At 75.4% G+C, this 26,141-nt stretch carries 16 protein-coding genes, 1 tRNA gene and 1 riboswitch; of the genes, 8 read left to right on the forward strand and 9 right to left on the reverse strand.

Features of this window, described 5'->3' with window-relative positions:
- Positions 1-68 precede the first annotated feature (68 nt).
- The 9 genes from ACIQPQ_RS15290 to ACIQPQ_RS15330 all read right to left on the reverse strand — a co-directional run bounded on the left by ACIQPQ_RS15290 (position 69) and on the right by ACIQPQ_RS15330 (position 8,462).
- Positions 69-1,007 carry an amino acid ABC transporter ATP-binding protein gene (locus ACIQPQ_RS15290; RefSeq protein WP_401303826.1) on the reverse strand — a complete coding sequence of 313 codons (939 nt, stop codon included), beginning with the start codon at positions 1,005-1,007 and terminating at the stop codon, positions 69-71.
- Complete coding sequence (locus ACIQPQ_RS15295; protein WP_401303827.1) at positions 1,004-1,984, reverse strand: amino acid ABC transporter permease; 981 nt, start codon at positions 1,982-1,984, stop codon at positions 1,004-1,006. Before ACIQPQ_RS15295 ends, ACIQPQ_RS15290 begins: the two co-directional genes overlap by 4 nt.
- A 380-nt stretch (positions 1,985-2,364) precedes the next feature.
- Positions 2,365-2,474: riboswitch (SAM riboswitch) on the reverse strand.
- A 66-nt stretch (positions 2,475-2,540) separates the two neighbouring features.
- The gene (locus tag ACIQPQ_RS15300) at positions 2,541-3,437 is read right to left on the reverse strand and encodes a glutathione S-transferase C-terminal domain-containing protein (protein WP_401303830.1); all 897 of its coding nucleotides are present in this window, start codon (positions 3,435-3,437) and stop codon (positions 2,541-2,543) included.
- Positions 3,438-3,634: 197 nt separating this feature from the next.
- Positions 3,635-3,751 carry a putative leader peptide gene (locus tag ACIQPQ_RS15305; protein ID WP_383766345.1) on the reverse strand — a complete coding sequence of 39 codons (117 nt, stop codon included), beginning with the start codon at positions 3,749-3,751 and terminating at the stop codon, positions 3,635-3,637.
- 243 nt (positions 3,752-3,994) lie between these two features.
- Positions 3,995-4,756 carry a class I SAM-dependent DNA methyltransferase gene (locus tag ACIQPQ_RS15310; RefSeq protein WP_401303832.1) on the reverse strand — a complete coding sequence of 254 codons (762 nt, stop codon included), beginning with the start codon at positions 4,754-4,756 and terminating at the stop codon, positions 3,995-3,997.
- 14 nt (positions 4,757-4,770) lie between these two features.
- The gene (locus ACIQPQ_RS15315; RefSeq protein ID WP_401304523.1) at positions 4,771-5,721 is read right to left on the reverse strand and encodes a carbohydrate kinase family protein; all 951 of its coding nucleotides are present in this window, start codon (positions 5,719-5,721) and stop codon (positions 4,771-4,773) included.
- 74 nt (positions 5,722-5,795) lie between these two features.
- Complete coding sequence (locus ACIQPQ_RS15320) at positions 5,796-6,542, reverse strand: class II aldolase/adducin family protein (protein ID WP_401303835.1); 747 nt, start codon at positions 6,540-6,542, stop codon at positions 5,796-5,798.
- Positions 6,543-6,839: 297 nt separating this feature from the next.
- Positions 6,840-6,913: transfer RNA gene (locus tag ACIQPQ_RS15325), tRNA-Pro, on the reverse strand.
- A gap of 43 nt (positions 6,914-6,956) precedes the next feature.
- Positions 6,957-8,462, reverse strand: coding sequence for an MFS transporter (locus ACIQPQ_RS15330; RefSeq protein WP_401303838.1), 1,506 nt, complete (start codon positions 8,460-8,462; stop codon positions 6,957-6,959).
- A 293-nt stretch (positions 8,463-8,755) separates the two neighbouring features.
- Here ACIQPQ_RS15330 and ACIQPQ_RS15335 point away from each other — a divergent pair, with 293 nt between their 5' ends.
- The 8 genes from ACIQPQ_RS15335 (at position 8,756) to ACIQPQ_RS15370 (ending at position 26,042) form a co-directional block, all read left to right on the forward strand.
- Complete coding sequence (locus ACIQPQ_RS15335; RefSeq protein WP_401303841.1) at positions 8,756-9,334, forward strand: TetR/AcrR family transcriptional regulator; 579 nt, start codon at positions 8,756-8,758, stop codon at positions 9,332-9,334.
- A 516-nt stretch (positions 9,335-9,850) separates the two neighbouring features.
- Entirely contained in the window at positions 9,851-17,143 is a 7,293-nt protein-coding gene (locus ACIQPQ_RS15340; protein WP_401303843.1) for an SDR family oxidoreductase, read from the forward strand.
- A gap of 50 nt (positions 17,144-17,193) precedes the next feature.
- Positions 17,194-21,945 (forward strand): beta-ketoacyl synthase N-terminal-like domain-containing protein, encoded by a 4,752-nt coding sequence (locus ACIQPQ_RS15345; protein WP_401304526.1) that lies wholly within the window; start codon positions 17,194-17,196, stop codon positions 21,943-21,945.
- A 56-nt stretch (positions 21,946-22,001) separates the two neighbouring features.
- The gene (locus ACIQPQ_RS15350; RefSeq protein WP_401304528.1) at positions 22,002-22,322 is read left to right on the forward strand and encodes an acyl carrier protein; all 321 of its coding nucleotides are present in this window, start codon (positions 22,002-22,004) and stop codon (positions 22,320-22,322) included.
- 8 nt (positions 22,323-22,330) lie between these two features.
- Positions 22,331-23,137 (forward strand): alpha/beta fold hydrolase, encoded by an 807-nt coding sequence (locus tag ACIQPQ_RS15355; RefSeq protein ID WP_401304530.1) that lies wholly within the window; start codon positions 22,331-22,333, stop codon positions 23,135-23,137.
- Positions 23,134-24,444 (forward strand): nucleotide disphospho-sugar-binding domain-containing protein, encoded by a 1,311-nt coding sequence (locus ACIQPQ_RS15360; protein ID WP_401303844.1) that lies wholly within the window; start codon positions 23,134-23,136, stop codon positions 24,442-24,444. The genes ACIQPQ_RS15355 and ACIQPQ_RS15360 overlap by 4 nt, the downstream gene beginning before the upstream one ends.
- Positions 24,441-25,508 carry a class I SAM-dependent methyltransferase gene (locus tag ACIQPQ_RS15365; RefSeq protein ID WP_401303846.1) on the forward strand — a complete coding sequence of 356 codons (1,068 nt, stop codon included), beginning with the start codon at positions 24,441-24,443 and terminating at the stop codon, positions 25,506-25,508. Before ACIQPQ_RS15360 ends, ACIQPQ_RS15365 begins: the two co-directional genes overlap by 4 nt.
- A gap of 189 nt (positions 25,509-25,697) precedes the next feature.
- Entirely contained in the window at positions 25,698-26,042 is a 345-nt protein-coding gene (locus ACIQPQ_RS15370; RefSeq protein ID WP_401303848.1) for a cupin domain-containing protein, read from the forward strand.
- The last annotated feature ends 99 nt before the right edge of the window (positions 26,043-26,141 follow it).

Raw genomic sequence — 26,141 nt, forward strand, 5'->3', positions numbered from 1 at the left:
GGGCGCCGCGGGGTGCGCGGCGCCGGGGGCGGGGGGCAGTGCCGGAGGGCGGTGGCGGGGTGGCGCGGTCAGAGGACCTTGCTGAGGAAGTCCCGGGTGCGTTCGTGGCGCGGGTTGTCCAGCACCTCGGCGGGCGGGCCCTGTTCGACGATCCTGCCGCCGTCGATGAAGACGACCCGGTCGGCGACCTCGCGGGCGAAGCCGACCTCGTGGGTGACGATGACGAGGGTGGTGCCGCTGGTGGCCAGGTCCTTGATGACGGCCAGGACCTCACCGACGAGTTCCGGGTCGAGTGCGGAGGTGGGCTCGTCGAAGAGGATCACGCCGGGACGCAGCGCCAACGCGCGGGCGATGGCCACGCGTTGCTGCTGGCCGCCTGACAACTGCCTTGGGTAGGCGGTGGACTTGTCGGCGAGGCCGACCCGGTCGAGGAGTTCGCGAGCCAGGGCCAGTGCCTCGGGTTTGGCGAGCCTGCCGGTGGCGACGGGCGCGGCGGCGACGTTGTCCAGCACGGTGAGGTGCGGGAAGAGGTTGAAGTTCTGGAAGACGAACCCGATGCGGCTGCGCTGGGCGAGGATGGCCCGCTCGCTCAGCTCGCGCAGCCGGTCGCCGTGGCGGCGTACGCCGATCAGCTCGCCGTTGACGCTGACGTAGCCGATCTCCGGCTTCTCCAGGTGGTTGATGACCCGCAGCAGGGTGGACTTGCCGGAGCCGGACGGGCCGAGGATGACGGTGACCTCGCCGGGCCGCACGGTCAGGTCGACGCCGTCCAGCACCCGGTGGGCGCCGTACCACTTGTGCACGTCGTGGACCTCCACGGCGGCGGGCGCGACCTCGGCACCTATGAGCGCGCCGGCGGCCTTCACCTCGCCCGAACCCGTACCCGTACCCGTGTCGGTGTCGGGGTCCGTGTCGGACTGCCCGGCGGCGTCGCCGGCGTCTGCCGGGTTCCTGACGGTGCCCGCGTCGTTCACGGTGCCCGCGTTCTTGACGGTCTCGGTGCTCATACGGCGGTCTCCCTGCGGATTCGGGCACGCAGGTCGGTCAGACCGGTGCGCAGCTTCTGCAACGGCGTCGGCGGGAGGGTGCGCGAGGCGCCCCGCGCGTAGTAGCGCTCGACGTAGAACTGGACGACGGAGACGAGGCTGGTGAGGATCAGGTACCAGACGGTGACCACCAGGAGCAGCGGCACGATGTCGCCGGGGTAGGTGGAGCCCATGGTCTGGGCGGTGCCGAACAGGTCGAGCAGGGACACGTAGAAGACCAGCGAGGTGGACTTGACGAGGCCGATCAGCTGGTTGACGTAGTTCGGGGTGATCGAGCGCAGGGCCTGCGGGAAGACGATCCGGCGGAACTGGTAGCCCTTGGGCAGGCCGAGCGCGGAGGACGCCTCGTGCTGGCCCTGGTCCACGGAGAGGATGCCGCCGCGGACCACTTCGGCCGCGTAGGCCGCCTCGTTGAGGCTGAGGCCGATGACGGCGATCGCCTTGTCGGTGGCGAGCCGGGACTCGTCGAAGGTGAAGAAGGCCGGTCCGAACGGCACGCCGATGCTCAACGTCTTGTACAGGGCGCTGAAGTTGTAGAGGAAGAGCAGCACCACGATGAGCGGGATGGAGCGCAGCGCCCAGACGTAGGTCCAGCTGACCGCGCGGAGCACGGGGCTGCGGGAGAGCCGGGCGAGGGCGAGCAGGATGCCGCCGAGGAGACCCAACACGGCACTGTAGGCGGTGACTTCGAGGGTGATCAGCAGACCGTCGAGGATGACCGGCCGCAGGAACCAGTAGCCGAAGCGGTCCCACTGGTAGAACGGGTTGGAGATCAGTCCGTGGATGAACTGGGCGACGAGGACGAGGACGACGGCGGTGGCGATCCAGCGTCCCGGGCGGCGCAGCGGCTGCACGCGCTGGGCGGTGAGCCGGGGCGGCGGCGGGGTGTCGGCGGGCGGTGCCTCGGCGAGGGTGACGGCGCCTGGGGGTTCGGTCATGAGGGGCTCCGGATGGAGTCGGGCATCCCGGACCACGGCGTACGTGGGTGACCGCGGCGGCGGGGCGGCGGGGACCGCTCCGCGCCGGGCGCGTGGGCACGGCGCACGGAGGCGTACGGAGAACCGGGATGGGGCGGGCAACGGCACACCGGTGGGCCGGTGTGCGTCAGGAACGCGGAAGCGGGGCGGTGTGAGGGGTCAGCCCCGACAGCGGGCACGGCCCGGTGCGGTACACAGTGCGCTGTTCACGCGGAGGAGGTCGACGGCGCGGTCGGCGACCAGGGGCTGCGCGTACGGGCGTACGCAGCCCGCGGAGCGGCGGGGCGCCGTCCTGGGAGCTGCGTACATGTCCGTCACCGTGTTTCTTCCGGCCCCTGGGGCCCTCGCGCTTACCGAAACGTCATCCGGTCCGGTCGTCACCTGGGGCACCCCACCGCCGAGCGAGGGTTGCCGGTCAGCAAGCCAGGGCTTGTCGCTGACGCTCATGACCGTTCTGGGGCGTAAGTAAGACAGTTGGCCGGATGAATGTCAACGCCGGTCCGAGGGGTGGAACGGGTCAGGGGCGTTCGACCTGCGGTGCCGTGTCCTGGGCGGGCTCGGTGTGGGCGGCCCAGTCCAGGATCTGGACGGCGGAGCCGGCTGCCTCCAGGCCCTGACAGCGGGCGTGGTGGCGGCGGGCCACGGCGTCGAGGTCGAGGTGGGTGCCGAAGGCGGGGTGGGCGGCCAGGCGGCGGGCGTAGTCCCACAGCGCGCGGTGGCCCGCGATCCGGCGGACGGCCTCGGCGTCCAGATGGTGGCGGTGGACGGTGTCGAGCTGGACGAGCGTCACCCACAACTCGACGTCGGCCGCCGTGATCTGATGGCTGATCAGGTGAGGCTGGGCGGCGAGTCCGCGTTCGAGGACGTCGAGGGTGGCGAGCAGGGTGTCCAGGGCGACGGCCCGCTCGGGCTCCCCGGCCGCGGCGGCCCCGGCCCGCTGGGCGGCCTCCTCGATGCCCTCGGCGCACATCCGCTCGACGGCCTCGATCTCGGACTCGGCGCCGCACGGGTGGAGGACGGCCCGGCCGCCGCCGAAGCGCCGGGCCAGGTCGCGGGCGATGTCGGGGCCGTGGGTGGAGACGATGCGGCCGGACCAGTCGTCGCTGAGGACGGGGCCGACGGCGGGGCCGGTGTAGCGGTGGGCGCTGGCGTCGTAGAGGGGCCGCAGGGCCGAGTGGCCGCCGTCGGGACAGTCGGGGACGGCGGGCAGGACGGTGACCGGACAGGCGCGGTCGAGGCCGAGGAGGCTGTGGGTGACGGCGATGCGCAGCCCGTCCGGGTCGGCCGGGGAGAGGTGGAGGCGGTAGCGGCCGGGCACGGCGTAGTGGCCGCTGCGGGCGTCGCGTCCGATGCGGCCCCGGAAGGCGGGGGCGGGGCGGGCGGACGGGTGGGCGGCCAGCGGTGTGACGGACATGACTCTCCCCTGGGGGCGGTGCGCGGGCGGGCGCGCGGCGGGTGGGGCGGACGCGGGTCCGGCGGACGCGGGCGCGTCGGCGGAGCGGGTGCGGTGGGCGGGGCTCGCGTCCGCGCGCGACGCGGGGGCGGTACGCCGGGGACCTCACGGTGTCCGGGGGGACCGCCGGGGCGGTGTCGCGCGCGGGGACGACCTGTTCAGCCCCTGGGGATCGCGCTGGAGACGCGCTGGAGGTCGATGTGACGGCGGGAGGTGAGAAGGGGCGACGTCCACACGGTGCGGCTCACTCGGCCTGCGAACGGCTCACGCCCCATGATTCCCTACCTGTTCACTAGGATTCCCGATCCGAGTGTCGATCGGGCCCCGGCGGGCGTCAAGAGGGCGTCCGCCAGGTGGTCGCGCCGTCTCGGTGGGCGGGCAGCACGGAGGGGACGGGTGGTGCGGAAGGGGCGGGTGGGACGAGGGGGGCGAGGGGAACACCGCCGGAGGGGACGGGAATCTCCGGGCGGGGGACGTCGGGAGCGAGCCGTCGGAGGGGACCGGGCGTCGGGCGGGTCCTAGAACGGCAGGCGGTACACGGAGACGTGGGAGGCGGACTCGGCGGTGAAGGGGGTGCCGGTCCAGTCGGCGTGGCGGCTCTCGCGGGCGAAGCCCGCCAGGCGGGCCATGAGGTCGAGTTCGGCGGGCCAGATGTAGCGGTGGGGGCTGAGGTGGAGGGTGGCCCGTTCGTCGCGGCCGGTGCGGGCGCTCGTCCGCGCGTCGTAGCGGACGTGGTGGGAGACGACGTGCTGGCGCAGGACGTCGTAGGTGTCGAGGCCGAGGTAGCCGGGCTCGGTGTGCCAGACGGTGGCCTCGCGGCCCGGCGGGAGGCTGCGCAGTTCGGGCACCCACAGCTCGACCACGAACCGGCCGCCGGGGCCGAGGTGCCGGGCGGCGTTGCGGAAGCAGTCGATCTGCGCTTCCTGGGTGAGGAGGTTGGAGATCGAGTTGTAGACGACGTAGACGAGGCGGTACTCCCCCGGCGCCCGCGCGGTCGTCATGTCGCCGACGACGACCGGGAGCGCGGTCGCGTCCGCCTTGGTCCGCAGCTGTCCGACCATCGGCGCGGACAGCTCGATGCCGGTGACGGGGACGCCGCGCGCGGCGAGCGGGACGGCGACACGTCCGGTGCCGATCGCGAACTCCAGCGCCGGGCCGCCGTCGGCGAGTGCGGCGAGCCGGTCGACGGCCGGGTCCAGCACCTCGGGCGCGAACATGCCGGCGCCGGGGGTGTCGTAGCGGCGGGCGGTGTCCTCGTCCCAGAGGTCGTCCTGTTCCATGACCTCAACGGTCGTCAGCCGGTGGGCGGTTGTCCAGCCGTTTTCCGTGGGGTGGCCGCCGCGAAGGCGTCGGCGGCGGCGAGGTCGAAGGCGCCGTGGTCGCTGCCGAGGCCGCCCGCGACGAGGGCGGCGGCCGCGCAGCCGAGGACGGCGGCCTCACCCGGTGCGCGGCCAAGGGAGACGCCTCGGAGGTAGCCCGCGGAGAAGGCGTCGCCGCAGCCGGTGGTGTCGACGACGTCGACGGCGAAGGCGGGCACGGTCTCGGTGCCGTCGTCGCCCACCACGAGCGCGCCGTCGCCGCCCCGGGTCACGGCGACCGTGCCCGCCCCGGCGGCCCGCAGCTTCTCCACCCCGGCGAGCAGGTCGCCCTCCCCGCTGAAGCCGAGGACCTGGTCCTCGTTGGGCAGCAGGTGATCGACGTACGGCAGGGCCGCGGCCAGCTGCTCGAAGGAGCCGAGGACACCGGGGGCGAGGAGGTCCACGGAGGTGACGGTGCCGTGCTCCCGGGCGTGCGCGAGGATGCGGGCCGCGGTGTCGACGCCGATCAACTCGGGGCCGCCGAGGTGCAGATGGGTGGCGGCGGCGATCGCGTCCCAGGGCACGTCGTCGAGGCCGTAGGTGATGTTGGCGCCGAGCAGGTGCAGGGACGGGCGGTCGCCGTTGGGGCGGATCGGCAGGACGCTGGCCGAGGTGGCGGTGTCCGCGCGCCGGACGAGGAGTCCGGTGTCGACGCCGCCGCGTCCGAGGAGCTGGATCAGCAGGTCGCCGGTGGGGTCGGTGCCGACGGCGCCCGCGGTGCGGACCGTCGCGCCCAGTTTGGCGAGCGTGAGGGCGGTGCCGCCCGCCGTCCCGGCGGCGGTCATCCGCAGGTCCTCGACCAGGGTCGCGCCCTGCCCCTCGGGGATGGCGTCCACGGGGCGGACCAGGACGTCCAGGACGTGGACACCCAGGGTGACGACGCGCATGGCGGGCGTACCGGAGGGGTCGGACGTGGCGTGGGGCGTGGCCTCGGGTGTGGCGTGGGGCGCGTGCGGGGCGCTCATCGGCTCTCCTCGTGCGGGCCTCGGCCGCCCTCCTGCGGGGCGGGCGGTACGGGGTGGGTGGTGCCGTAGTCGCGGGCGAGCGCGGCCTCGATCACCGCGTGTTGCTGCGCCTCGTCGAGGACGCGGGGTGTGCCCAGGGCGAGGGCGTCGCGGTAGACGCCGCAGGCCCATTCGAGGAGCAGGGCGTGCTCGACGGCGATGCCGAGCGTCGGCGCGTGGGTCACGGCGCCGTGGTTGGCCATCAGCGCGGCGGCGCGCCCGTCGAGGGCGTCGAGCACGGACGCGGCGAGTTCCGGGGTGCCGAAGGTGGCGTAGGGCGCGACCCGGACGGAGCCGCCGAGGGCGAGCATCTGGTAGTGGACGCAGGGCAGTTCGTCGAGGACGCAGGAGGCGGCGGTGGCCAGGGGGGCGTGGGTGTGGACGACGGCGCCGGAGCCGTAGCGGCGGTACACGCCGAGGTGGAGGTCGAGTTCGGAGGTCGGCCGCAGGGTCCCGGCGATGATGTTCCCGGCGAGGTCGACGACGGTGACCTGGTCGGGGGTGAGGGTGGCCAGGACCGCTCCGGTCGCGGTGATCGCGACCCGGTCCCCGCTCCGCACGCTGACGTTGCCCGCCGTGCCGACGAGAAGCCTCTCGGCTCCCAGCCGTCGGCAGGCGTCCGCCACAGCGGCCCGGTCCGCCACCGCGTCCTGTTCCTCCGCGGTGGCCCTTTCCTGACCCGGCACGGCGGTGGAGTCGGTCATGGCGGCGACGGTAGCCCAGAGGTGAACGGTTGTCACGTTCGGGGACAGGGTCAACTCCGCTTCCCGAAGGTGCTGTTGGGAGCACCGGGGTCCGGCCTCGGAGCCGCGTCCGGGGGGGGCGGACGTGCGGTGCCCGGTCCCTCGCGGCGGGCCACGGCGGGCTGGTGCCGGCGGACGGGCCCACGGGGGCCCGGTGACGGGTGGGACGGGCGTACGACGGACCGCGGGAAGGAGGAGACGCCGGGACGACGGACAGCGGGCCCGCCTCGTCGGCGGACCCGCTGTTCACGACCACTGTCGGGACGACAGGATTTGAACCTGCGACCCCTTGACCCCCAGTCAAGTGCGCTACCAAGCTGCGCCACGTCCCGTCACGTTCCGTGCCGGTGAACCGTGGGAACGCGCAGGTGAACCTTACCGTACGCGCACGGGTGCCGTGTCCGGCGCCGGGTGCGGGGCGGGCGCTGCGGGCGCTTCGGGGCGCCGTACGGGGACCAGCAGGGCGGCGAGGGCGGCGCCCAGGCAGAGGAGCGCGAGCAGGGCGAACCCGTGGGTGTAGCCGGAGTCGTAGGGCAGGCCGGAGGGCTGGAGGCGGCCGGTGACCAGGACGGTGGTGACGGCCGCGCCGATGGAGCCGCCGATGGTGCGGATGTTGGCGTTCATGCCGGTGGCGGCGCCGGTCTGGGCGGCGGGGACGCTGCCGACGATCAGGTTCGCCATGGAGGCGAAGGCCAGGCCGATGCCGAGGCCGAAGATGCCGGAGACGACCGCGATCTGCCACTGCCGGTCGTGCCAGAGGGCCAGGAACCCGAGGGCCACGGCGCCGAGGGCGGCGCCCGTGGTGAGCAGGGCCTTGGCGCCGACGCGGGGTTCGAGACGGCCGCTGAGCACGCCGGAGGCGAACATCGCCACCAGCATGGGGAGCATGAGCAGCCCGGAGGCGGTGACGCTGGCGCCGAAGCCGTAGCCCGCACTGCTGGGCGTCTGGACGAAGCCGGGGAGGAACGACCAGATCGCGTACATGCCCGCGCCGAACAGCAGGGCGGCCAGGTTGGTGGTCCAGACGGCGGGCAGGCGCATCACCCGCAGGTCGATCAGCGGGTTGCGGGCGCGCGCCTCGGTCACCAGCCAGACCGCGAAGAGGAGCACGGCGACGGCGAACAGGCCGAGCGTGCGCGCCGAGCCCCAGCCCCAGGTGCCCGCCTGGCTGAGCGGCAGCAGCAGCGCGACGAGCCAGCCCGACAGCAGGGCCGCCCCGAGCCAGCCGACCCGGCCCTCGGCGCGCCGGGGGGACTCGGGGACGTACCGTACGGCGATCAGCGCGGCGGCCGCGACGATCACCACCGGAATCCAGAACAGCCAGCGGTAGTCGAGGACCGCGACGATGGGTCCGGCGGCGACGATGCCGACGCCGCCGCCCGCCGCGATCACCGCGGAGAGACTGCTGATACGTCCGCTGACCTGCGCCGGGGCGAACTCGTCGCGGATGATGCCGAAGGAGAGCGGGAACAGGGCGCCGCCGACGCCCTGGACGACGCGGGCGACGATCAGGACGCCGATGGTCGGGGCGAGCGCGGCCAGCAGACAGCCCGCGAGGACCGCGACCAGCACCGCCACCAGGGTCCGCTTCTTGCCGATCAGATCGCCGACGCGGCCGAGGATCGGGGTGAAGACGGACGCGGAGAGGAGGTAGGCGGTCATGACCCAGGTCGCGGTGGACTGGGAGGTGTGCAGGGCGTGTTGGACGGTCGGCAGGGCGGGCGCGATGAGCGACTGGAGCATGGAGAACACGCCCGCGCCAGTCGCGAGGACGGCGAAGGTGAGGCGGGTCGAGGAGCGGGAGCCGTTCACGGACTTCGAGTCCTTGGACGACGCCGACGGCACCGCGGGCGTGGTGGAGGCGGAGGACGAGCGGGGCATGGCGGAACCTCTCCGGATCGATCCGGACGACGGACGGGGTGAAGCGACGGAGTGGGACTACGGAGTGAGACGCACGACGGGACGGTGCGGCGACGCGACAGCGGGTCGGCGCAGCGGGACCTCGGAGCCGGGCGCCGAGGATGGTGAAACGGATGCCGGGGGCGCCGGGCGGCCGAGCGGCGGGTCGGGGCACGGCACGGCCGGAGGCGCCCCACCCTGTTAAAGTGGAGGCATACCTCCACTGTAGCGGAGGTGACCCTCCACTTCAATCGCGGCGGCTTCGGGAGGCAGCAGTGACGGACCGGACGTTCCCTGTCGGCGAGATCGTCGCGGCCCAGCGCCCGCACCGCCGGGACGCCGCCCGCAACTACGACGCCCTGCTCGCCGCGGCCCGCGAGGCCTTCACCGAGAAGGGCGCCGAGATCGCGCTGGAGGACGTCGCCCGGCGCGCCGGGGTCGGCATCGGCACGCTCTACCGGAACTTCCCGACCCGCCGCGCCCTCTTCGAGAGCGTCTACGCCGACGAGGTCAACGCCCTGTGCCTGGCGGCCGTCGAGGTGGCCGACCGGGCGCCGTGGGAGGCGCTGACCGCCTGGCTGGAGCGGTTCGCCGGGTACATGGTGACCAAGCGGGCCGTACGGGAGGCACTGGACGAACAGTCGGAGATCTTCGACGCCTGCCGCTCGTCGATGTACGCCGCCGGCGGCCCGCTCTTCGCCCGCGCCCAGGAGGCGGGCGAGGCCCGTGCGGACATGGACTTCGGTGATCTGCTGCGGCTGGTCGCGGGTGTCACCGCGACGACCTTCACGGACGACGCGCAGCGCGACCGCGTCCTGGCGATCGCCCTGGACGGGGTGCGCGCCCGGCACTGAGCCGGACCCGCCGGTCGGGCCTGGTCACGCCGGGGGCCCGAGTGCGTCACGACGTCCGCGGGGACGCGGACCGGGGGCGTCACGACCTGGTCCTTCCCGGTCACTCGGCGTCGACACACAGAATTTCCATATCGGCCACATGGAGCCGGAAAAACGCGCACCCCTTTGCGGACATGCGGTCCAAAGGAACCCATTTCCTTCGCTGGTGCGCGTTTCAACAATGTGCGTGGCACGTGAACACGACCAGCAAGAAAAGCAATTGATCCGTTTTCCTACCGCCTGGTCATTTCCCCGTGACTGACCGAATCGGTACGACGGCAAAGTCGACGATCGTTCAAACGTTGACCGGCGAGTAACAACCCCACTACCTTTCAACGCGCTTCTAACAAGCCCCCAAATCGGCCTTCCGCGGCGCCTCGACACCGACGTGTGCCCGCCGGAACGAAGTGTTCTGCTTTTTGACGTCCCGAACCCCCCACCGTGCAGTTTCCCTTGATTCGGAGAACCGGAGAATCAATGACGACCGCTGTGCGCTCCGCGGACATGATCATCGGCATCACGCCTTTCGGTGAACCCGACGCCGGGCTCGCCCTGGCCGTCGGCCGGGCCGGCGGGCTCGGCGTACTCGATCTCGGCGACGGCCGCCGAAGAGCGCGTGAGGCGCTGTCCCGGCTGCGCCGCGAGGCGCCCGGCGGATTCGCGGTCCGGATCGGTCCGCGCTGCCGCCTCTCCCCCGCCGACCTCGCGGGCACCGACGGGCCCCGCACCGTGGTGCTGGCCCCGGACACGACCTGGCCGTTCACCGGCCCCGCCAGCGGGGAGGGCGCCCCGGCGCGGCTCCTGGCCGAGGTGACCGACCTGGCGGCGGCCCGCCGGGCGGCGCGTGCCGGGGCGGACGGGCTGATCGCCCGCGGCTGCGAGAGCGGCGGCCGGACCGGCACGCTCAGCACCTTCGTCCTGCTCCAGCAGCTCCTGTCCGCGCCGGACCTGGACCTGCCCGTGTGGGCCTGCGGCGGGATCGGCCCGCGGACGGCCGCCGCGGCGGTGGCGGGCGGCGCCGCGGGCGTCGTGCTCGACGGACAGCTCGCCCTGCTGGCCGAGTCGGCGCTCCCCGAGGCGAGCGCCGCGCTGCTGCGCGCCCTCGACGGCTCGGAGACCGTCGTCCTCGCCGGGCACCGCGTCCTGCTGCGCCGCGGCCCGGACGCGCCGCGGGTGCCCGAGGACGCGGCGCCGGACGACGTGGCGGCGCTGCTCGGCGCCGAGGACCCCGGCGCCCAACTGCTGCCGGTGGGTCAGGACGGCTTCCTGGCCGCCCGGTTCGCGGACCGGTGGGGCGACGTACGGCGGACGTTACGCGCCGTGCGCGACGCGGTGGACGGCGCTCTGTCCGAAGAGGGTTCAGCCGCACGGGCGTTGGCGGACGGGTCGCCGATGAGCCGGGCGCTGGGCACCCGACTGCCCGTCGCCCAGGGGCCGATGACCCGGGTGAGCGACGGGCCCGCGTTCGCCGCGGCCGTCGCGGCCGACGGCGCGCTGCCGTTCCTCGCGCTGGCCCTCGCGGACGGCGCCCGGACGCGGGCGATGCTGGCCGGGACGCGGGAGGCGGTCGGCGACCGCCCCTGGGGCGTCGGTGTGCTCGGCTTCGCGCCGGAGGAGGTGCGCGCCGCCCAGCTGGAGGCCGTACGGGAGCTGCGGCCCACGCACGCGATCATCGCGGGCGGCCGTCCCGCGCAGGCGGAGGCGCTGGAGAAGGACGGCATCCGGACCTTCCTGCACGTGCCCTCGCCGGGGCTGCTCGGGCAGTTTCTGCGGGCCGGGGCGCGCCGCTTCGTCTTCGAGGGCGCCGAGTGCGGCGGGCACGTCGGTCCGCGCGGCAGCTTCCCCCTGTGGGAGGCACAGCTCGCCGTCCTGGAGGACTTCCTGGACGGCGGCGACGCCTCCGGTCTGGAGGTCTTCTTCGCGGGCGGGGTGCACGACGAGCGGTCGGCGGCGATGGTCGCCGCGCTCGCCGCCCCGCTCACCGCGCGGGGCGCCGCCGTCGGCGTCCTGATGGGCACCGCCTACCTGTTCACCGAGGAGGCGGTGACGCACGGCGCGATCCAGCCGCTGTTCCAGCGGCAGGTGCTGGCCGCCGACCGCACCACCCTGCTGGAGTCGGCTCCCGGGCACGCCACGCGCTGTGTGCCGAGCCCGTTCGCCGCCGGGTACCGGGAGGAGGAGGCCCGGCTGCGCGCGGCGGGCGTGCCGGACCGGCGGATCTGGGAGGAGCTGGAGCGGCTCAACGTCGGCCGGCTGCGTCTGGCCAGCAAGGGGCGGACGCGGGACGCGGACGGCACGCTCACCGCCGTCGACGAGCAACGGCAGCTCGCGGAGGGGATGTTCATGGCCGGGGAGGTGGCCGTGCTGCGTTCCGCGACCACCACGGTCACCGCGCTGCACACCTCCGTCACGACGGGCGCCGCCGCGTTCCTCGCCGCCCGCGCGGCCGACCTCGCCGAGGGCACGCCCGTACGGCCGGAGGCGCCCGCCCCGCTGGACGTGGCCGTCGTCGGGATGGCCTGCATGTTCCCCGGCGCCCCGGACCTGGCGGCGTTCTGGGCGAACGTCGTCGGCGGGGTCGACGCGGTCGGGGAGGTCCCGGCCGACCGCTGGGACCCGGCCGTCCACCACGGCACCTCCACCACGTCCAAGTGGGGCGGCTTCCTGCCGCGGATCCCCTTCGACCCGCTGCGCTACGGCATCCCCCCGGCGTCGCTCGGCTCGGTCGAGCCGGTGCAGCTGCTGTCGCTGGAGGCGGCCCGCCGGGCGCTGGAGGACGCCGGATACGGCGACGGGGGGCGGGAGTTCGACCGGTCGCGCACCTCGGTGGTGTTCGGCGCGGAGGCGGGCAGCGACCTCTCGAACGCGGCGACCCTGCGCTCGGTCCTGCCGTCGTACTACGGCACCGTCCCGGCGGGGCTGGAGGACCAGCTGCCGCAGCTCACCGAGGACTCGTTCCCCGGCATGCTCGCCAACGTCATCTCGGGCCGGATCGCCAACCGGCTGGACCTCGGCGGCGCCAACTTCACCGTGGACGCGGCCTGCGCGTCCTCGCTGGCCGCCGTCGACGTCGCCTGCAAGGAACTCGTGGGCGGCACGAGTGACGTGGTGCTGTGCGGCGGCGCCGACCTGCACAACGGCATCAACGACTACGTGCTGTTCTCGTCGGTGCACGCCCTCTCCCCCACCGGCCGCTCCCGCGCCTTCGACGGCTCCGCCGACGGCATCGCCCTCGGGGAGGGGGTGGCGTGCGTCGTCCTCAAGCGCCTCGCGGACGCCGAGCGCGACGGCGACCGGGTCTACGGCGTGATCAAGGGCCTCGGTTCGTCCAGCGACGGCCGTTCCCTGGGGCTCACGGCGCCCCGTCCGGCGGGCCAGCGGGCCGCGCTGGAGCGGGCCTACCGCAACGCGGGCGTCTCCCCGGCCGACGTCGGTCTCGTCGAGGCGCACGGCACCGGCACGGTCGTCGGCGACCGGACCGAACTCGGCGTCCTCAGCGAGGTGTTCACCGAGTCCGGGGCCGCGCCCGGCCAGTGTGTGATCGGCTCGGTGAAGTCGCAGATCGGGCACACCAAGTGCGCGGCCGGTCTGGCGGGCCTCATCAAGACGGCCCTCGCGCTGCACACCGGGGTCCGGCCGCCCACCCTGCACGTCACGGAGCCCAACCCGGCCTGGCAGGCGGACAGCAGCCCCTTCGCGTTCCACACCGAGACCCGGCCGTGGGCGGTCCCGGCGGCCGAACGTGTCGCCGGGGTCAGCGCGTTCGGGTTCGGCGGCACCAACTTCCATGTGGTGCTGGCCGCGCACGCGGACGGCGTGCCCCCGGTGCGCGGGCTGGACGAATGGCCCGCCGAACTGTTCGTCCTCCGCGGCCGGGACGACAAGGCCTTCCGCCGCGCGGCGGAGGACCTGCTGCGGCTCGCCGGGACGGACGGCCGCCCGTGGCGGCTGCGCGACCTGGCGCTCGGCGCCGCCCGCCGCGCCGACACGGGCACCGGACCGGTCCGGGCCGCGCTCGTCGCGGACGACGTGGACGACCTGGTGGAGAAGCTGCGCGGCCTGCTGGCCGGTACGGCGTCCGACGACCCCAAGCGGGGCGTCCACCTGGCCCCGACGGCTTCCTCCGCGCCCGAGAGCAGCGACGGCGGCACAGGGTCCGGTTCCGGGACGGACGACAAGGAACCCGCTCCCGGCCGGGACCGCCACCGCGATCCCGAGGACCTCTCCCTCGGGGCGCGCGACCGCGCGGGCGCCCCCGGCTCGGGGGAAAGCACGGGCTCCGGCGGCGCCGCGGTCACCGGCTCCGGCCCCGGCAAGGTCGCCTTCCTGTTCCCGGGGCAGGGCAGCCAGCGCCCCGGCATGCTGGCCGAGTTGTTCGTGGCCTTCCCCGAGCTGCGCCCGTACCTGGAGCTGGGCCGCGCCCATGCGGGACCGCTGTACCCGCCCGCCGCCTTCGCCGACGACGTCCGCGACCGGCAGCGGGCTGCGCTCACCGACACCCGCGTGGCGCAGCCCGCCCTCGGCGTCGCCGGACTCGCCGCACACTCCCTGCTCACGGCCGCCGGGGTCCGCCCCGACATGGCGGCCGGGCACAGCTACGGCGAGCTGGTCGCCCTGAGCGCCGCCGGGGCCCTCGCCCCGGAGACCCTGCTGGAACTCAGCTCCGAGCGGGCGGCGGCGATCCTCGGCGCGGCCGGGGAGGACCCCGGCACGATGGCGGCGGTGTCGGCCGGGGCCGAGGAGACCGAGCGGGCCCTCAAGGCGGCGGGCGCACCGGAGTCGGTGGTCGTCGCCAACCGCAACTCCCCCGCCCAGACGGTCGTCTCGGGCCCGACGGACGCGGTCGCCGAGGCCGTACGGCTGCTGCGCGCCGCCGGGTTCGGCGCCCAGCGCATCCCGGTGGCCTGCGCCTTCCACAGCCCGCTGGTCGCGGCGGCCGGTGACCGGTTCGCGGCGGCCCTCGCCGAACGCCCCGTGCACGCGCCGGAGTTCCCCGTGTGGGCCAACCGCACGGGCGCCCCGTACGGCGACGATCCGGACGCGGTGCGGGCGGAGCTGGCCGCGCAGATCGGCGCGCCGGTCGGCTTCGTGGACCAGATCGAGGCGATGTACGAGGCGGGGGCCCGGGTCTTCGTCGAGGCGGGCCCCGGGTCGGTGCTGACCCGGCTCGTCGCGAAGATCCTCGGCGACCGCCCCCACACCACGGTGGCCTGCGAGCCGCGCCCCGCGTCCGGGCTGCGCGGCTGGCTGAACGCCCTCGCCCGGCTGGCCGTGGCCGGGGTGCCGGTGCGCGCCGGGCGCCTGCTGCGCGGCCGGGACGCCGTGGACGCGGCCCGGACCCCCGTGCCCCGCCGACCGGGCTGGACGGTGGACGGGCAGCTCGTGCGGACCGCGTCCGGTGCCCTGCTGCCCGGTGCGCTCGCACCGGCCCGACGTGTCGCGCATCCCTCGCAGACAACGGAGACGACAGTGACGACCCACTCCCCGAACGGCGTCCCCTCCGACCGGGACGCCCTGATCGCCGACTTCCTGCGCACCAGCCGGGACATGATCGCCGCCCAACGGGACGTGCTGCTCACCTACTTCGGCACGGCGGGCGGTACGGCGGTGGCCGCGCCGGTCCTCGTGCAGGCGCCCCTCGCCGGGGTCCCGGCCCTGCCCGCGGCGGCCCCCGCGTCGTACGCCGCGGCCCCGGCTCCGTACACCGCCGCCCCGTACGCCCCTGAGACGCCGGCGGTCGCCGCAGCGCCGACCGCCGGGGTCCCCGCGACCAGCGCGGCGGACGCGGCGTCGGTGCCCGCCGACGGTCCGGTGGACGTCGGCCAGATGGTCCTGGAGATCATCAGCGAGCGCACCGGCTACCCCGTGGACATGATCGAGCCGGACCTCGATCTGGAGGCGGACCTGAGCATCGACTCCATCAAGCGGGCCGAGATCGCCGGGGAGTTGGCGCGGCGGCTGGGCGCGGGGGCGGGCGCGGACCTCTCCGCCATGGCGGACGCCGAGCTGGAGGAGCTCACGAAGGCGCGGACCGCGGCGGCGGTCACCGACTGGCTGACGGCCCGCCTCGTCCCCGCCACCGCTCCGGCCGCCTCCTCGGCCCCTACGACCCCGGCCGACGAGGCCATCCCGTCCACCCCGGCCACCGAGGCCGCCCCGGCATTCCTGGCTTCCGTGACCCCGGCCGCCGGAACCGCTCCCTCCGGCCTCGCCGCCGCTCCGGTCGCCGACACGTCCGCCCCGGTGAAGGGTGAGCCGCCCCGGCGGCACGTCCTGCGGGCCGTCCCGCTCGACACCCCGGCGACCACCGGGGCCGACGCGGTCACCGACCCCGCCGCCGTCTTCGCGGGAACCCGCTGGGCCGTCCTCGGCGACGGCTCCGAAGTGTCCGCCCGGCTGGCCGAGGCGGGTGCCGAGGTCGTCGCGCGCGGCCGGGATCATCTGCTCGGTGAGGCGGACGGGGCCGTGGACGGCGTGGTGTACCTCGGCGCGCTCGCCGGGGACGAGGCGCCGGTGCTGCCGGACGCGTTCCCGGTGCTCAAGGCGGCTCTGGCCCGTGGCCCGCGCTGGCTGCTGGCGGTCCGCGCGTCAGGTGCCGAGCCCCGGACGGCGGGGCTGCGCGGTGTGTTCCGGACCGTGTCCCGCGAGTACCCGGAGACCGTCGCGCGGCTGATCGACCTCGACGCCGCACCGCGGGACGGTGGTTCGGACGACGCCACCGGCGGCACTGTCACGGTCACCGGCGCGCTGGTCGCGGAGGCGGTGATCGCGGAGGCCGTGGCCGCCGACCGGACGCCGGTCGTGGTATGGACCCCGGCCGGGCGGTTCGGCTTCGAACTGGTGGAGGCGCCGCTCGGCGCGCTGGGCAGCACGGGTGCCGGGCCCGCCGGGGACGGCGTCGCGGAGGCCGCCGCGCTGGGCCTGGACCGGGACGCGGTCGTGGTGCTGGCGGGCGGGGCGCGCGGCATCACCGCGCAGTTCGCGCTCGCCCTGGCGGGCGCCGCCCGCTGCCGTCTGGAACTGCTGGGCCGTACGCCCGCCCCGGAGGGCCCCGAGGCCGCCGACACGGCGGGGGCGGGCACTCCGGCGGAGCTGCGGGCCGCGCTCGCCGCGCGCGGCGGGGCCAAGCCCGCCGAGATCAACCGGGCCGCCGAACTGCTGCTGGCGCAGCGGGAGATCACGGCGACGCTGGCCGAGCTGGACGCGCTCGGTGCGCGGGCGCGCTACCGCAGCGTCGACTTCCGGGAGCCGGAGGCGGTGCGGCAGGCGGTGAAGGAGATCCACGCCGAGTACGGGCGGCTGGACGGTGTGGTGCACGCGGCGGGCGTCATCGAGGACCGGCTGATCGCCGAGAAGACGCCCGAGTCGTTCCAGCGGGTCTACGGCACGAAGGCGACCGGCGCGCAGGCCCTGCTCGCCGCGCTGGAGGAGCTGCCCGCGCCGCCCGCGTTCACGGTGCTCTTCGGCAGCATCGCGGCCGTCCTCGGCAACCGGGGACAGGTGGACTACGCGGCGGCCAACGACGCGCTGGAGAGCCTGGGTTCGGCGTTCGCGGCCCGTACCGGGCGCCGGGCGCTGACCGTGCACTGGGGTCCGTGGGCCCCGGCCGCCGGGCACGCGGGCATGGTGGGCGTGGAGCTGGCGCGGGAGTACGCGCGACGTGGCATCCGGCTGATCGACCCCGAGGAGGGCACCGCGGCGCTGCTGCGTGAGCTGGCCTGGGGCGAGGAGTCCGCGACGGCGGTCGTCCACACCGCGTCGGGCTGGTGACGGCCCCCGTGACGGTGACGCCCCGTCAGGTGCCGGTCGCCATCGTCGGGATGGCGGTGCTGCTGCCCGGTGCCCCGGATCTGGACGCGTACTGGCGGAATCTGCGGGACGGCGTGGACGCCGTCGGTGAGGTGCCGGACGGCCGCTGGGACGCGGACTACTACCGGCCGGGCAGTGCGGCCGGACCGGCCGTCGCCGACCGGGTCTACGCGCGGCGCGGCGGGTTCGTGGACGGGCTGGCCGAGGTGGAGGTGACCCGGTTCGGGATCATGCCGCACTCGGTGGCCGGGACCGAGCCCGACCAGTTGATCGCGCTGCACGTGGCCGCCGCAGCCCTGGACGACGCGGGCGGCACGGACCGTCTGCCCGACCGGGGGCGGGTGGGCGTCGTGCTGGGCCGGGGCGGCTATCTGACGCCCGGTCTGGTCCGCCTGGACCAGCGGGTGCGGACGGCGGGCCAGCTCGTGCGCACGCTGGGCGAGCTGCTGCCCGACCTGACCGAAGCGCAACTCGGCTCGGTGCGCGAGGCGTTCACCGAGCGGCTGGGTCCGGACAGTCCGGAGTCGGCGATCGGGCTGGTGCCGAACCTGGCGGCCTCCCGGGTCGCCAACCGGCTGGACCTGCGCGGCCCGGCGTACACGGTGGACGCGGCCTGCGCCTCGTCGTTGGTCGCCGTGGACCAGGCGGTGAACGAACTCGCGGGCGGGCGCTGCGACCTGATGCTCGCGGGCGGGGTGCACCACTGCCACGACATCACGCTGTGGAGCGTCTTCTCGCAACTGCGGGCGCTCTCCCCGAGCCAGCGCATCCGGCCCTTCCACCGGGACGCCGACGGCATCCTCATCGGCGAGGGCACGGGGGTGGTCGTGCTGAAGCGGCTGGCCGACGCCGAGCGCGACGGCGACCGCGTGTACGCCGTGATCCGGGGCACCGGGGTGGCGAGCGACGGCCGGGCGGCCGGGCTGGTCAACCCCGACCCGGGCGGCCAGGCCCAGGCGGTACGGCAGGCGTGGCGGGCCGCCGGTCTGGATCCGGCGGCGCCCGGTTCGGTGGGGCTGCTGGAGGCGCACGGCACCGCCACCCCGGCCGGGGACGGCGCCGAACTCACCACTCTGGCCGAGGTGTTCGGACCCGTGGACGGGGCGGCCGGGGACGCCGTCATCGGCTCGGTGAAGTCGATGATCGGGCACACCATGCCCGCCGCCGGGGTGGCGGGGCTGGTGAAGGCGGCCCTCGCCGTCCACCACGGCACGCTCCTGCCGACGCTGCACTGCGACGACCCGCACCCCGCGCTGGCCCGCACCCGCTTCCGCACCCTGGAGAAGGCGGCCCCCTGGGAGACGACCGCCGGACAGCCGGTGCGGCGGGCGGCGGTCAACGCCTTCGGGTTCGGCGGGATCAACGCCCACGTGGTCCTGGAACAGCCCCCCGGGGCCCCGACCGGCGCACCGACGGCCCCCGTTGCGGCCCCGGCCGCCGGGTCACGGAACGCCGTCCCCGCGGCCCGTACGACGACAGCCACACCCGGACCCGCGTCCGCCCCTGTCGCGGCGGCCGACGTCACCGAGCCCGAGGCCGTGCTGCTGCTGGCCGCCGGGACACCGGACGCGCTCGCCGCCCTGCTCGACGGCGACGACACCGCCGTACGGGCCGCCGGGCTCGCGCCCGACCGGCCGCACCCGGCGGCGGGGCCGGTCCGGCTCGGCATCGTCGGTCCGACGGCGAAGCGGCTGGCGCTGGCCCGCCGGGCGGTGGCCAAGGGCCGCCCCTGGCACGGCCGCAGCGACGTGTGGTTCCGGCCCGGCCCCCTGCTCGGGGGTGACGGCGGCGGCGGGCTGGCGTTCCTCTTCCCGGGCCTGGAGGGCGAGTTCACACCTCGCGTCGACGACGTGGCCGACCACTTCGGGCTGCCCCGCCCGGCGGTCGCGGACGACCGGGCCGACGACCTGGGGCGGCACGGTCTGGGGGTCGTGGCGGTGGCCCGGCTGCTGGACACCGCCCTGCGGCGGAGCGGGATCGTGCCCGACGCGGTCGCCGGGCACAGCCTGGGCGAGTGGACCGCCATGGCGGCGGGCGGGCTCTACGCGGGGGACGAGGTGGACGCCTTCATGGCGGACTTCGACCCGGACAGCGTGACCGTGCCCGGCCTCGCCTTCGGCGCGATCGGCGCACCCGCCGACCGGGTGCTGGCCGCGCTGCGCGAGCCCGGCGGGACGGACGCGGGCCTGGTGCTGTCACACGACAACGCGCCCGGCCAGTCCATGGTGTGCGGCCCGGACGCGGCGGTGGACGCCTTCGTCCGGTCGTTCCGCGCCCAGGGGGTGCTCAGCCAAGTGCTGCCGTTCCGCTCGGGGTTCCACACGCCGATGCTGGAGCCGCACCTCGGCCCGATCAAGGAGGCCGCCGCCCGGTTCCGCCTCCATCGTCCGCACACCCCCGTCTGGTCGGGCACCACCGCGGCGCCGTTCCCCGCCGAAGAGGCCGCGGTCCGGGCCCTGTTCGTCCGTCACCTGCTGGAACCCGTGCGGTTCCGGCAACTCGCCCAGGCCCTGCACAGGGCCGGGCACCGGGTGTTCGTGCAGGTGGGTCCGGGGCAGCTCGGCTCGCTCGTCGGGGACACCCTCGGCGGCCACGACCATCTGGTGGTCGCCGCCAACTCCCCGCACCGGGACGGCCTCGACCAGCTTCGTCGGGTGGCGACGGCCCTGTGGACCGCGGGCGCGGCGGTGGCCCCGGCCCTGCCCCGGCCCACGGCACCGGCCACAACCGTACGAGCGTCCTCACCGTCGCTCTCGCCCGCACGCGCCTCCTCACCATCGCTTTCGTCGGCACGCGCGTCCTCACGCCTGTCCTCGTCCCGGCCGCCCGTCCCGCTCGACCTGGGGGGCGCGCTGGTGAGCCTCGCGCCCGACCGACTGGCCGAGCTGCGGGCGGAGTTGAGGGTCGGGTCGACGGCGGCGGGCCCCGACCCGGCGCGCGCGCATCCCGTGCCGCCCGGTCCGCCGGGCAGCCCCGCCCATGCCGCTCTTCCGGGCGCCGTCGGCGCCCTCGGCGCGCTGGACGCGCTCGTCCCCCGGTCCTCGGTGGCCGCAGAACTCAGCGCCCTGCTCCAGGACACCGCCGACACGGCCGCCGCTCTGCTGACGGCACCGTCCCCCGCCCACCGCCCGCCGGTGCCGGTACCGGCCCCCGCACCCGTGCCGACGACCGTCCCCGCGCCCCCCGCCCCGCCGCCCACGCCCCTGCGCACCACGGTCCGTGTCTCGCCGGACACCATGCCGCACCTCCTCGACCACTGCTTCTTCCCGCAGCGGCCGGGGTGGCCGGACGTGCACGACCGGTGGCCGGTGGTCCCGGCGACGACGATCGTGCAGCACATCGTGGACCTCGCGCGGGAGGCGGCGCCCGGCCGGGTGCCGGTCGCCGTGCACGGGGCACGGTTCGAGGAGTGGCTGACCGCGACCCCGGCGGTGGACGTGGCGGTCACGATCGTCCCCGAGGGCGCGGACCGGTTCGCGGTCTCGTTCGGCCCGCGCGCCCGCGCCACGGTCGAACTCGCCCCCGCCGCACCGCCCGCACCCGCCCCCTGGCCCGCCGTCGCCCCCGACGACGAGCAGGTCCCGGCGCACACGGCCGACCGGCTCTACTCCGAGCGCTGGATGTTCCACGGCCCCGCCTACCAAGGCGTGACCGCGCTCACCGCGCTCGGCGACCGGCACGTGCGGGGCGTGATCACCACCCCGGCCGCGCCGGGCGCGCTGCTCGACAACGTGGGCCAGCTCCTCGGCTACTGGATCATGGCGACCCGCACCGAGCGGACAGTCGTCTTCCCGGTCGGGATGCGGGAGATGCGGTTCTACGGGCCGCATCCGGCGCCCGGCACCGAGGTGGCGTGCGTGGTGCGGGTCACCGCGCTCACCGACACCTTCCTGGAGGCCGACGTCCAGCTCACCGTCGACGGCACGGTCTGGGCGGAGCTGAACGGCTGGCAGGACCGGCGCTTCGACAACGACCCGCAGACCCGTCCCGTGGAGCGCTTCCCGGAACTGAACACGCTCTCCGAACGGCAGCCGGGCGGCTGGTCGTTGCTGCACGAGCGGTGGCCCGATCTCGCCTCGCGCGAGCTGATCATGCGCAACGCGCTGGGCGGGCCGGAGCGTTCGCGGTACGCCGAGCACGCGCCGCGCGGGCGCCGCCAGTGGCTGCTGGGCCGGATCGCCGTCAAGGACGCCGTGCGGCAGTGGCTGTGGGACCAGGGCGAGGGCCCCGTCTTCCCGGCCGAACTCCGCGTCCACAACGACGACTCGGGCCGCCCGTACGTCACCGGGGTGCACGGCCGGGTGCTGCCCCGGCTGGACGTGTCGCTGGCGCACTGCGCGGAGGCGGGCGTCGCGATCGTCCGCCCGCACACGCCCGGCCCCGGGCCCGGCATCGACATCGAGGAGGTCACCGAGCGCACCCCGGAGACCCTGGCGGCCGCCCTCGGCGAGACCGAACTCCGCCTGCTGCGCTCCCGATCCGCGCAGGACGCCGGGGCGACGGAGGCGCTGTGGTTCACCCGGTTCTGGGCGGCGAAGGAGGCGGTCGCGAAGGCGGAGGGCACCGGATTCGGCGGCCGGCCACGGGACTTCACCGTCCTCGACGCCGACCCGGCCGGTGACCGGCTGACCGTCTCGGGCCGTCTCGAACGCGCCTACACCGTGCGCTGCGCCCCCGCCGCCAACCCGCCCCGCCTGCCGGACCGCGCCTACGTCGTCGCCTGGACGACCGGACCCGACCCAGCGAAGGAGACCGACCGATGACCCCCCACACCCCCGTCACGCCCACCGCGTCCGCCACCCCGTCCCCCAGCGAGGAGATCACCGGGGAGTTCACCGGGGAGGCCGCCGGCACGGCGGCGGTCCTCGCCGACATCACCGGCCTGCTGGCCCGGCTGCTGGAGGACGAGTACGGCCTCGACGACGTCGAGATCGGCATGACGACCACCTTCAACCGCGATCTGGAGCTGGAGAGCATCGACCTGGTGACCCTGGCCGGACTGCTCCAGGAGCGGTACGGCGACCGGGTCAACTTCGCCGAGTTCCTGGCCGGGATGGAGTTCGACGAGATCATCGAACTGACCGTGGGGCGGCTCGTCGAGTACGTCGTGACGAGCCTCAAGGCCGCGGAGGGGAGCTGACGGTGGCGATGCTCGACACCGGCACCGTCCGGTTGCACGTCCAGCGGCTCGGCCCCCGCGACGGGCAGCAGCCCACCGGCACCGTGGTGCTGGTGCACGGCCTGCTCACCGACAGCCTGGCCAGCTACTACTTCACGGTGGCGCCCGCGCTCGCGGCGGCCGGACTCGACGTCGTCATGTACGACCTGCGCGGTCACGGCCGCAGCGAACGCCCGTCCGAGGGCTACACGGTGGACCACCACGTCGACGACCTGGAGGCGCTGCTCGACCGGCTCCAGGTCGGCGGTCCGGTGCATCTGGTGGGCAACTCCTTCGGCGGGACGGTCGCGTTCGGCTTCGCGGCCCGCCATCCGGAGCGGGCCGCGAGCCTCACCCTGATCGAGTCCGAACCGGCCACCGCCGCCTGGGCGGTGAAGCTCGGCGGCATCCTGGAGCGGGTGGTGACAGAGCTGGCGTACAACGAGTCCGACGCGCTCGCCTGGATCTCCGCACACCGCGGCCACAACACCGCCCGTCTCGCGAAGGGCGCGGCCCGCCTCGCCCGCGAGACGGCGCTCGGCCGGGACATCCCCGCCAGCCGGGTCCTGACAGCGGATCAGATCGCGTCCGTGCGCTGCCCGGTGCTCGGGGTGTACGGCGGGGACTCCGACCTCGCGGACCTCGCGCCGTGGCTGGAGGCGGCGCTGCCGGACTGCCGGACCGTGGTGCTGCCGGGACACGAGCACTCGGTGCTGGTGGAGGCGGCCCCGGCGGTGGGTGAGCATCTGCTGGCGCTGGTGCGGGCGGCCGGTGCGGCGGGGGCCGGGGTCCGGTGAGCCGGTTCCTGTTCGTCGTACCGCCGTTGACCGGGCACATCAACCCGGTGGTGGGCGTCGCCGCCGAACTCGCCGCGCGCGGCCACCGGGTGGCGTGGGCATGCCCCGATCCGGCGCTGGTGCGCAGGCTCGCGGGCGAGGGCGCCGACGTGTTCGTGTGCGCCGGGGCCCCCGAGGGCGAGCGGCCGCCGGAGCTGCGCGGGCCCGAGGCGCTGCGGTTCCTGTGGGAGTGGTTCCTGCTGCCGCTGGCCGAGGCGATGGCGCCGGGCGTACGGGCGGCGGTCGACGCGTTCCGGCCCGACGTCGTGGTCGCCGACCAGCAGGCGTTCGCGGGCGCGCTGGTCGCGGAGCGGCTGGGGGTGCCGTGGGTGACCTCGGCGAGCACCTCGGCGGAGTTCACCGACCCCCTCTCCGGGCTGCCGAAGGTGCGGGAGTGGGTGGCAGAGCGGCTGCGGGAGCTGCGGGACGCGATCGGGGACCCGGCGGGCACCGCCGACCCCCGGTTCTCGCCGCTGCTCGTCCTCGCCTTCAGCGTCCCCGAGCTGGCGGGCGAGGCGCAGGGCGTGCACTGGGTGGGGCCGTCCGTGGTGTCCCGCCCGGCGGGCTCGGACTTCCCCTGGGAGTGGCTGGACCCGGACCGCGCCACCGTCCTGGTGTCGCTCGGCACCGCCAACACCGATGTGGGCGGCCGGTTCCTCGACGTGTGCGCGCGGGCGCTGCGGGAGCGGGCCGACCGGGTGCAGGGGGTGATCGTCGATCCGGGCGGCATCCTCGGCACCGGGACCGCGCGCCCGACCGGTACCGACGCCGGAACCAACACGGGCACCGGCACCGGCAGCGACGCAAGCCCCGGCGCGGCCCGCCCCGACGCGACGCCCGTCGCACCGGGCGCACCCGCCGTACCCTCCGCACCCTCCACCCCCGCCGTACGGGCCGCCGCCGACAAGGACCTCCTCGTCCTCCCCCACGTCCCCCAACTCGCCCTCCTGGAGCGGGCGTCGGCGGTGGTGTCGCACGCCGGGCACAACACCGTGTGCGAGGCGCTGTGGCACGGCGTCCCGCTGGTGGTGGCGCCGATCCGCGACGACCAGCCCGTGGTGGCGGGGCAGGTCGCGGACTCCGGCGCCGGGATACGGGTGCGGTTCGGCCGCGTGACGGCCGACCGGCTGGGCGCCGCCCTGGACGCCGTACTCGACGATCCCGCCCATCGCGCGGCGGCGGCCCGCATCCGGTCGGCGCTGCGCGCGGCCGGGGGCGCGGTGGCCGCGGCGGACCGACTCGACCTACTGGCCAGGGAGTTGTCATGAGCGACGAGAGCACGTCCCCCGAGCGGATCGCGGCGCTGCGGCCCGGCTACCTCGCCGACCTGGCGGCCGGGACCGACCGCTTCTTCGAGCCCCGGCGCACCGACTGCCCCTGGTGCGGCTCGGACCGGCTCACCACCCGGCTGCGCACCACGGACCTCCTCCAGCACAAGCCGGGCCGGTTCGTCCTCGACGGCTGCCGGGACTGCGGGCACACCTTCCAGAACCCCCGACTCAGCCCGGACGGGCTGGAGTTCTACTACCGGGACTTCTACGACGGGCTCGGCGAGAAGAAGCTCGGGGACACCTTCGGCGGGCGGACCCGGATGTACCGGGGGCGGGCGGAGTCGATGCTGCCGCACGACCCGGGGCCCAAGTCCTGGCTGGACGTGGGCACCGGGCACGGCCACTTCTGCGCCGCCGCCCGCGAGGTGCTGCCGGACACCGAGTTCGACGGCCTGGACTTCACCGACGGCGTCGAACTCGCCGCGCGCGAGGGGCGGGTGGCGCACGGCTACCGGGGCAGCTTCCCCGACCTCGCGCCCGAACTGGCCGCCCGCTACGACGTGGTGAGCATGTTCCACTACCTGGAGCACAGCACCGACCCCGACCGTGAACTGCGGGCCGCGCGCGAGGCGGTGCGCCCCGGCGGGCATCTGCTGATCGAGGTGCCGGACCCGGAGAGCCGGTACGCGCGGCTGCTGGGCCGCTGGTGGCTGCCCTGGCTCCAGCCGCAGCACCTGCACTTCGTACCGGTGGCCAACCTGCGGCGCCGCCTGGCCGACCTGGGCTTCACGGTGGTCGCGGAGCAGCACGCCGAACCGCACGACCCGGTCGACCTGCTGGCCGCCGTATGGCTGGCGCTGGACCATGCGGCGCCCCGCGACGACGCGCCGTGGCTGCCCGGACGGCCGGGCGCGGCCCGGCGCGCGGGCCGGGCGGCCGTGCTGCTCGCGGGGGTGCCGGTGCTGGTCGTGGCGACCCTGCTGGACCGGTTCGCGGTCCGGCCGCTGTCGCACCGCCTCCGGTTGTCGAACGCGTACCGGGTGGTCGCCCGCCGCGACTGACCCCCGACGACCGCCCGGCCGCCCCCCGGCCCCGGACCCGGCCCGGCCCGGCCCGGCCCCGGAGACAGTAGGCGTGGGCGGTCCGCCGGAGGGGGAGACCCGTACCCCGACGGAGTGTCCCCCTCCGCCCCCGGATAGCGCACACAGTGTCGACACCGGCCCCGGCCCCCCGCTCGCTAGGGTCGCCGCATGACCCACAGCTTCGCGCTCCACATCCCCGACGCCGACCTCGTGCCCGAGCCGCTCGACCCGGCGCAGATCGTCTCCGGCACGCCCGAGGTGACCGGGAAGGTGGTGTGGGAGTCGCCGGACGGCAAGCAGATCCGCGGCATCTGGCAGATCACGCCGGGCGTCGTCACCGACACCGAGGCCGACGAACTCTTCGTGGTGATCAGCGGCTCCGCGACCATCGAGGTCGAGGGCGGCGCCACCCTCACCGTCGGCCCCGGCGACCTGGCCGTCCTGCGCGAGGGCGACCGGACGACGTGGACGGTCCACGAGACCCTGCGGAAGGCGTACGCCATCAACCTGTGACGACAGCCCCCGGCACCGTGCGCCCGGCCTCCCCCTCCTTGCCCGTCCCGCCGCCCCGGCACCGCGCCGCCCCGGACCTTGACAGCCGCGCCCTCCGCG

Origin of the sequence: Streptomyces sp. NPDC091281, assembly GCF_044757425.1 — a bacterium.
Taxonomy (GTDB): domain Bacteria; phylum Actinomycetota; class Actinomycetes; order Streptomycetales; family Streptomycetaceae; genus Streptomyces.

Excerpts from the sequence above, each read along its gene's own strand:
- ACIQPQ_RS15290 (WP_401303826.1), bottom strand. The coding sequence starts at position 1,007 with ATGAGCACCGAGACCGTCAAGAACGCGGGCACCGTGAACGACGCGGGC.
- ACIQPQ_RS15295 (WP_401303827.1), bottom strand. The coding sequence starts at position 1,984 with ATGACCGAACCCCCAGGCGCCGTCACCCTCGCCGAGGCACCGCCCGCC.
- ACIQPQ_RS15300 (WP_401303830.1), bottom strand. The coding sequence starts at position 3,437 with ATGTCCGTCACACCGCTGGCCGCCCACCCGTCCGCCCGCCCCGCCCCC.
- ACIQPQ_RS15305 (WP_383766345.1), bottom strand. The coding sequence starts at position 3,751 with ATGGGGCGTGAGCCGTTCGCAGGCCGAGTGAGCCGCACCGTGTGGACG.
- ACIQPQ_RS15310 (WP_401303832.1), bottom strand. The coding sequence starts at position 4,756 with ATGGAACAGGACGACCTCTGGGACGAGGACACCGCCCGCCGCTACGAC.
- ACIQPQ_RS15315 (WP_401304523.1), bottom strand. The coding sequence starts at position 5,721 with ATGCGCGTCGTCACCCTGGGTGTCCACGTCCTGGACGTCCTGGTCCGC.
- ACIQPQ_RS15320 (WP_401303835.1), bottom strand. The coding sequence starts at position 6,542 with ATGACCGACTCCACCGCCGTGCCGGGTCAGGAAAGGGCCACCGCGGAG.
- ACIQPQ_RS15330 (WP_401303838.1), bottom strand. The coding sequence starts at position 8,462 with ATGCCCCGCTCGTCCTCCGCCTCCACCACGCCCGCGGTGCCGTCGGCG.
- ACIQPQ_RS15340 (WP_401303843.1), top strand. The coding sequence starts at position 9,851 with ATGACGACCGCTGTGCGCTCCGCGGACATGATCATCGGCATCACGCCT.
- ACIQPQ_RS15345 (WP_401304526.1), top strand. The coding sequence starts at position 17,194 with ATGGCGGTGCTGCTGCCCGGTGCCCCGGATCTGGACGCGTACTGGCGG.
- ACIQPQ_RS15355 (WP_401304530.1), top strand. The coding sequence starts at position 22,331 with ATGCTCGACACCGGCACCGTCCGGTTGCACGTCCAGCGGCTCGGCCCC.
- ACIQPQ_RS15365 (WP_401303846.1), top strand. The coding sequence starts at position 24,441 with ATGAGCGACGAGAGCACGTCCCCCGAGCGGATCGCGGCGCTGCGGCCC.
- ACIQPQ_RS15370 (WP_401303848.1), top strand. The coding sequence starts at position 25,698 with ATGACCCACAGCTTCGCGCTCCACATCCCCGACGCCGACCTCGTGCCC.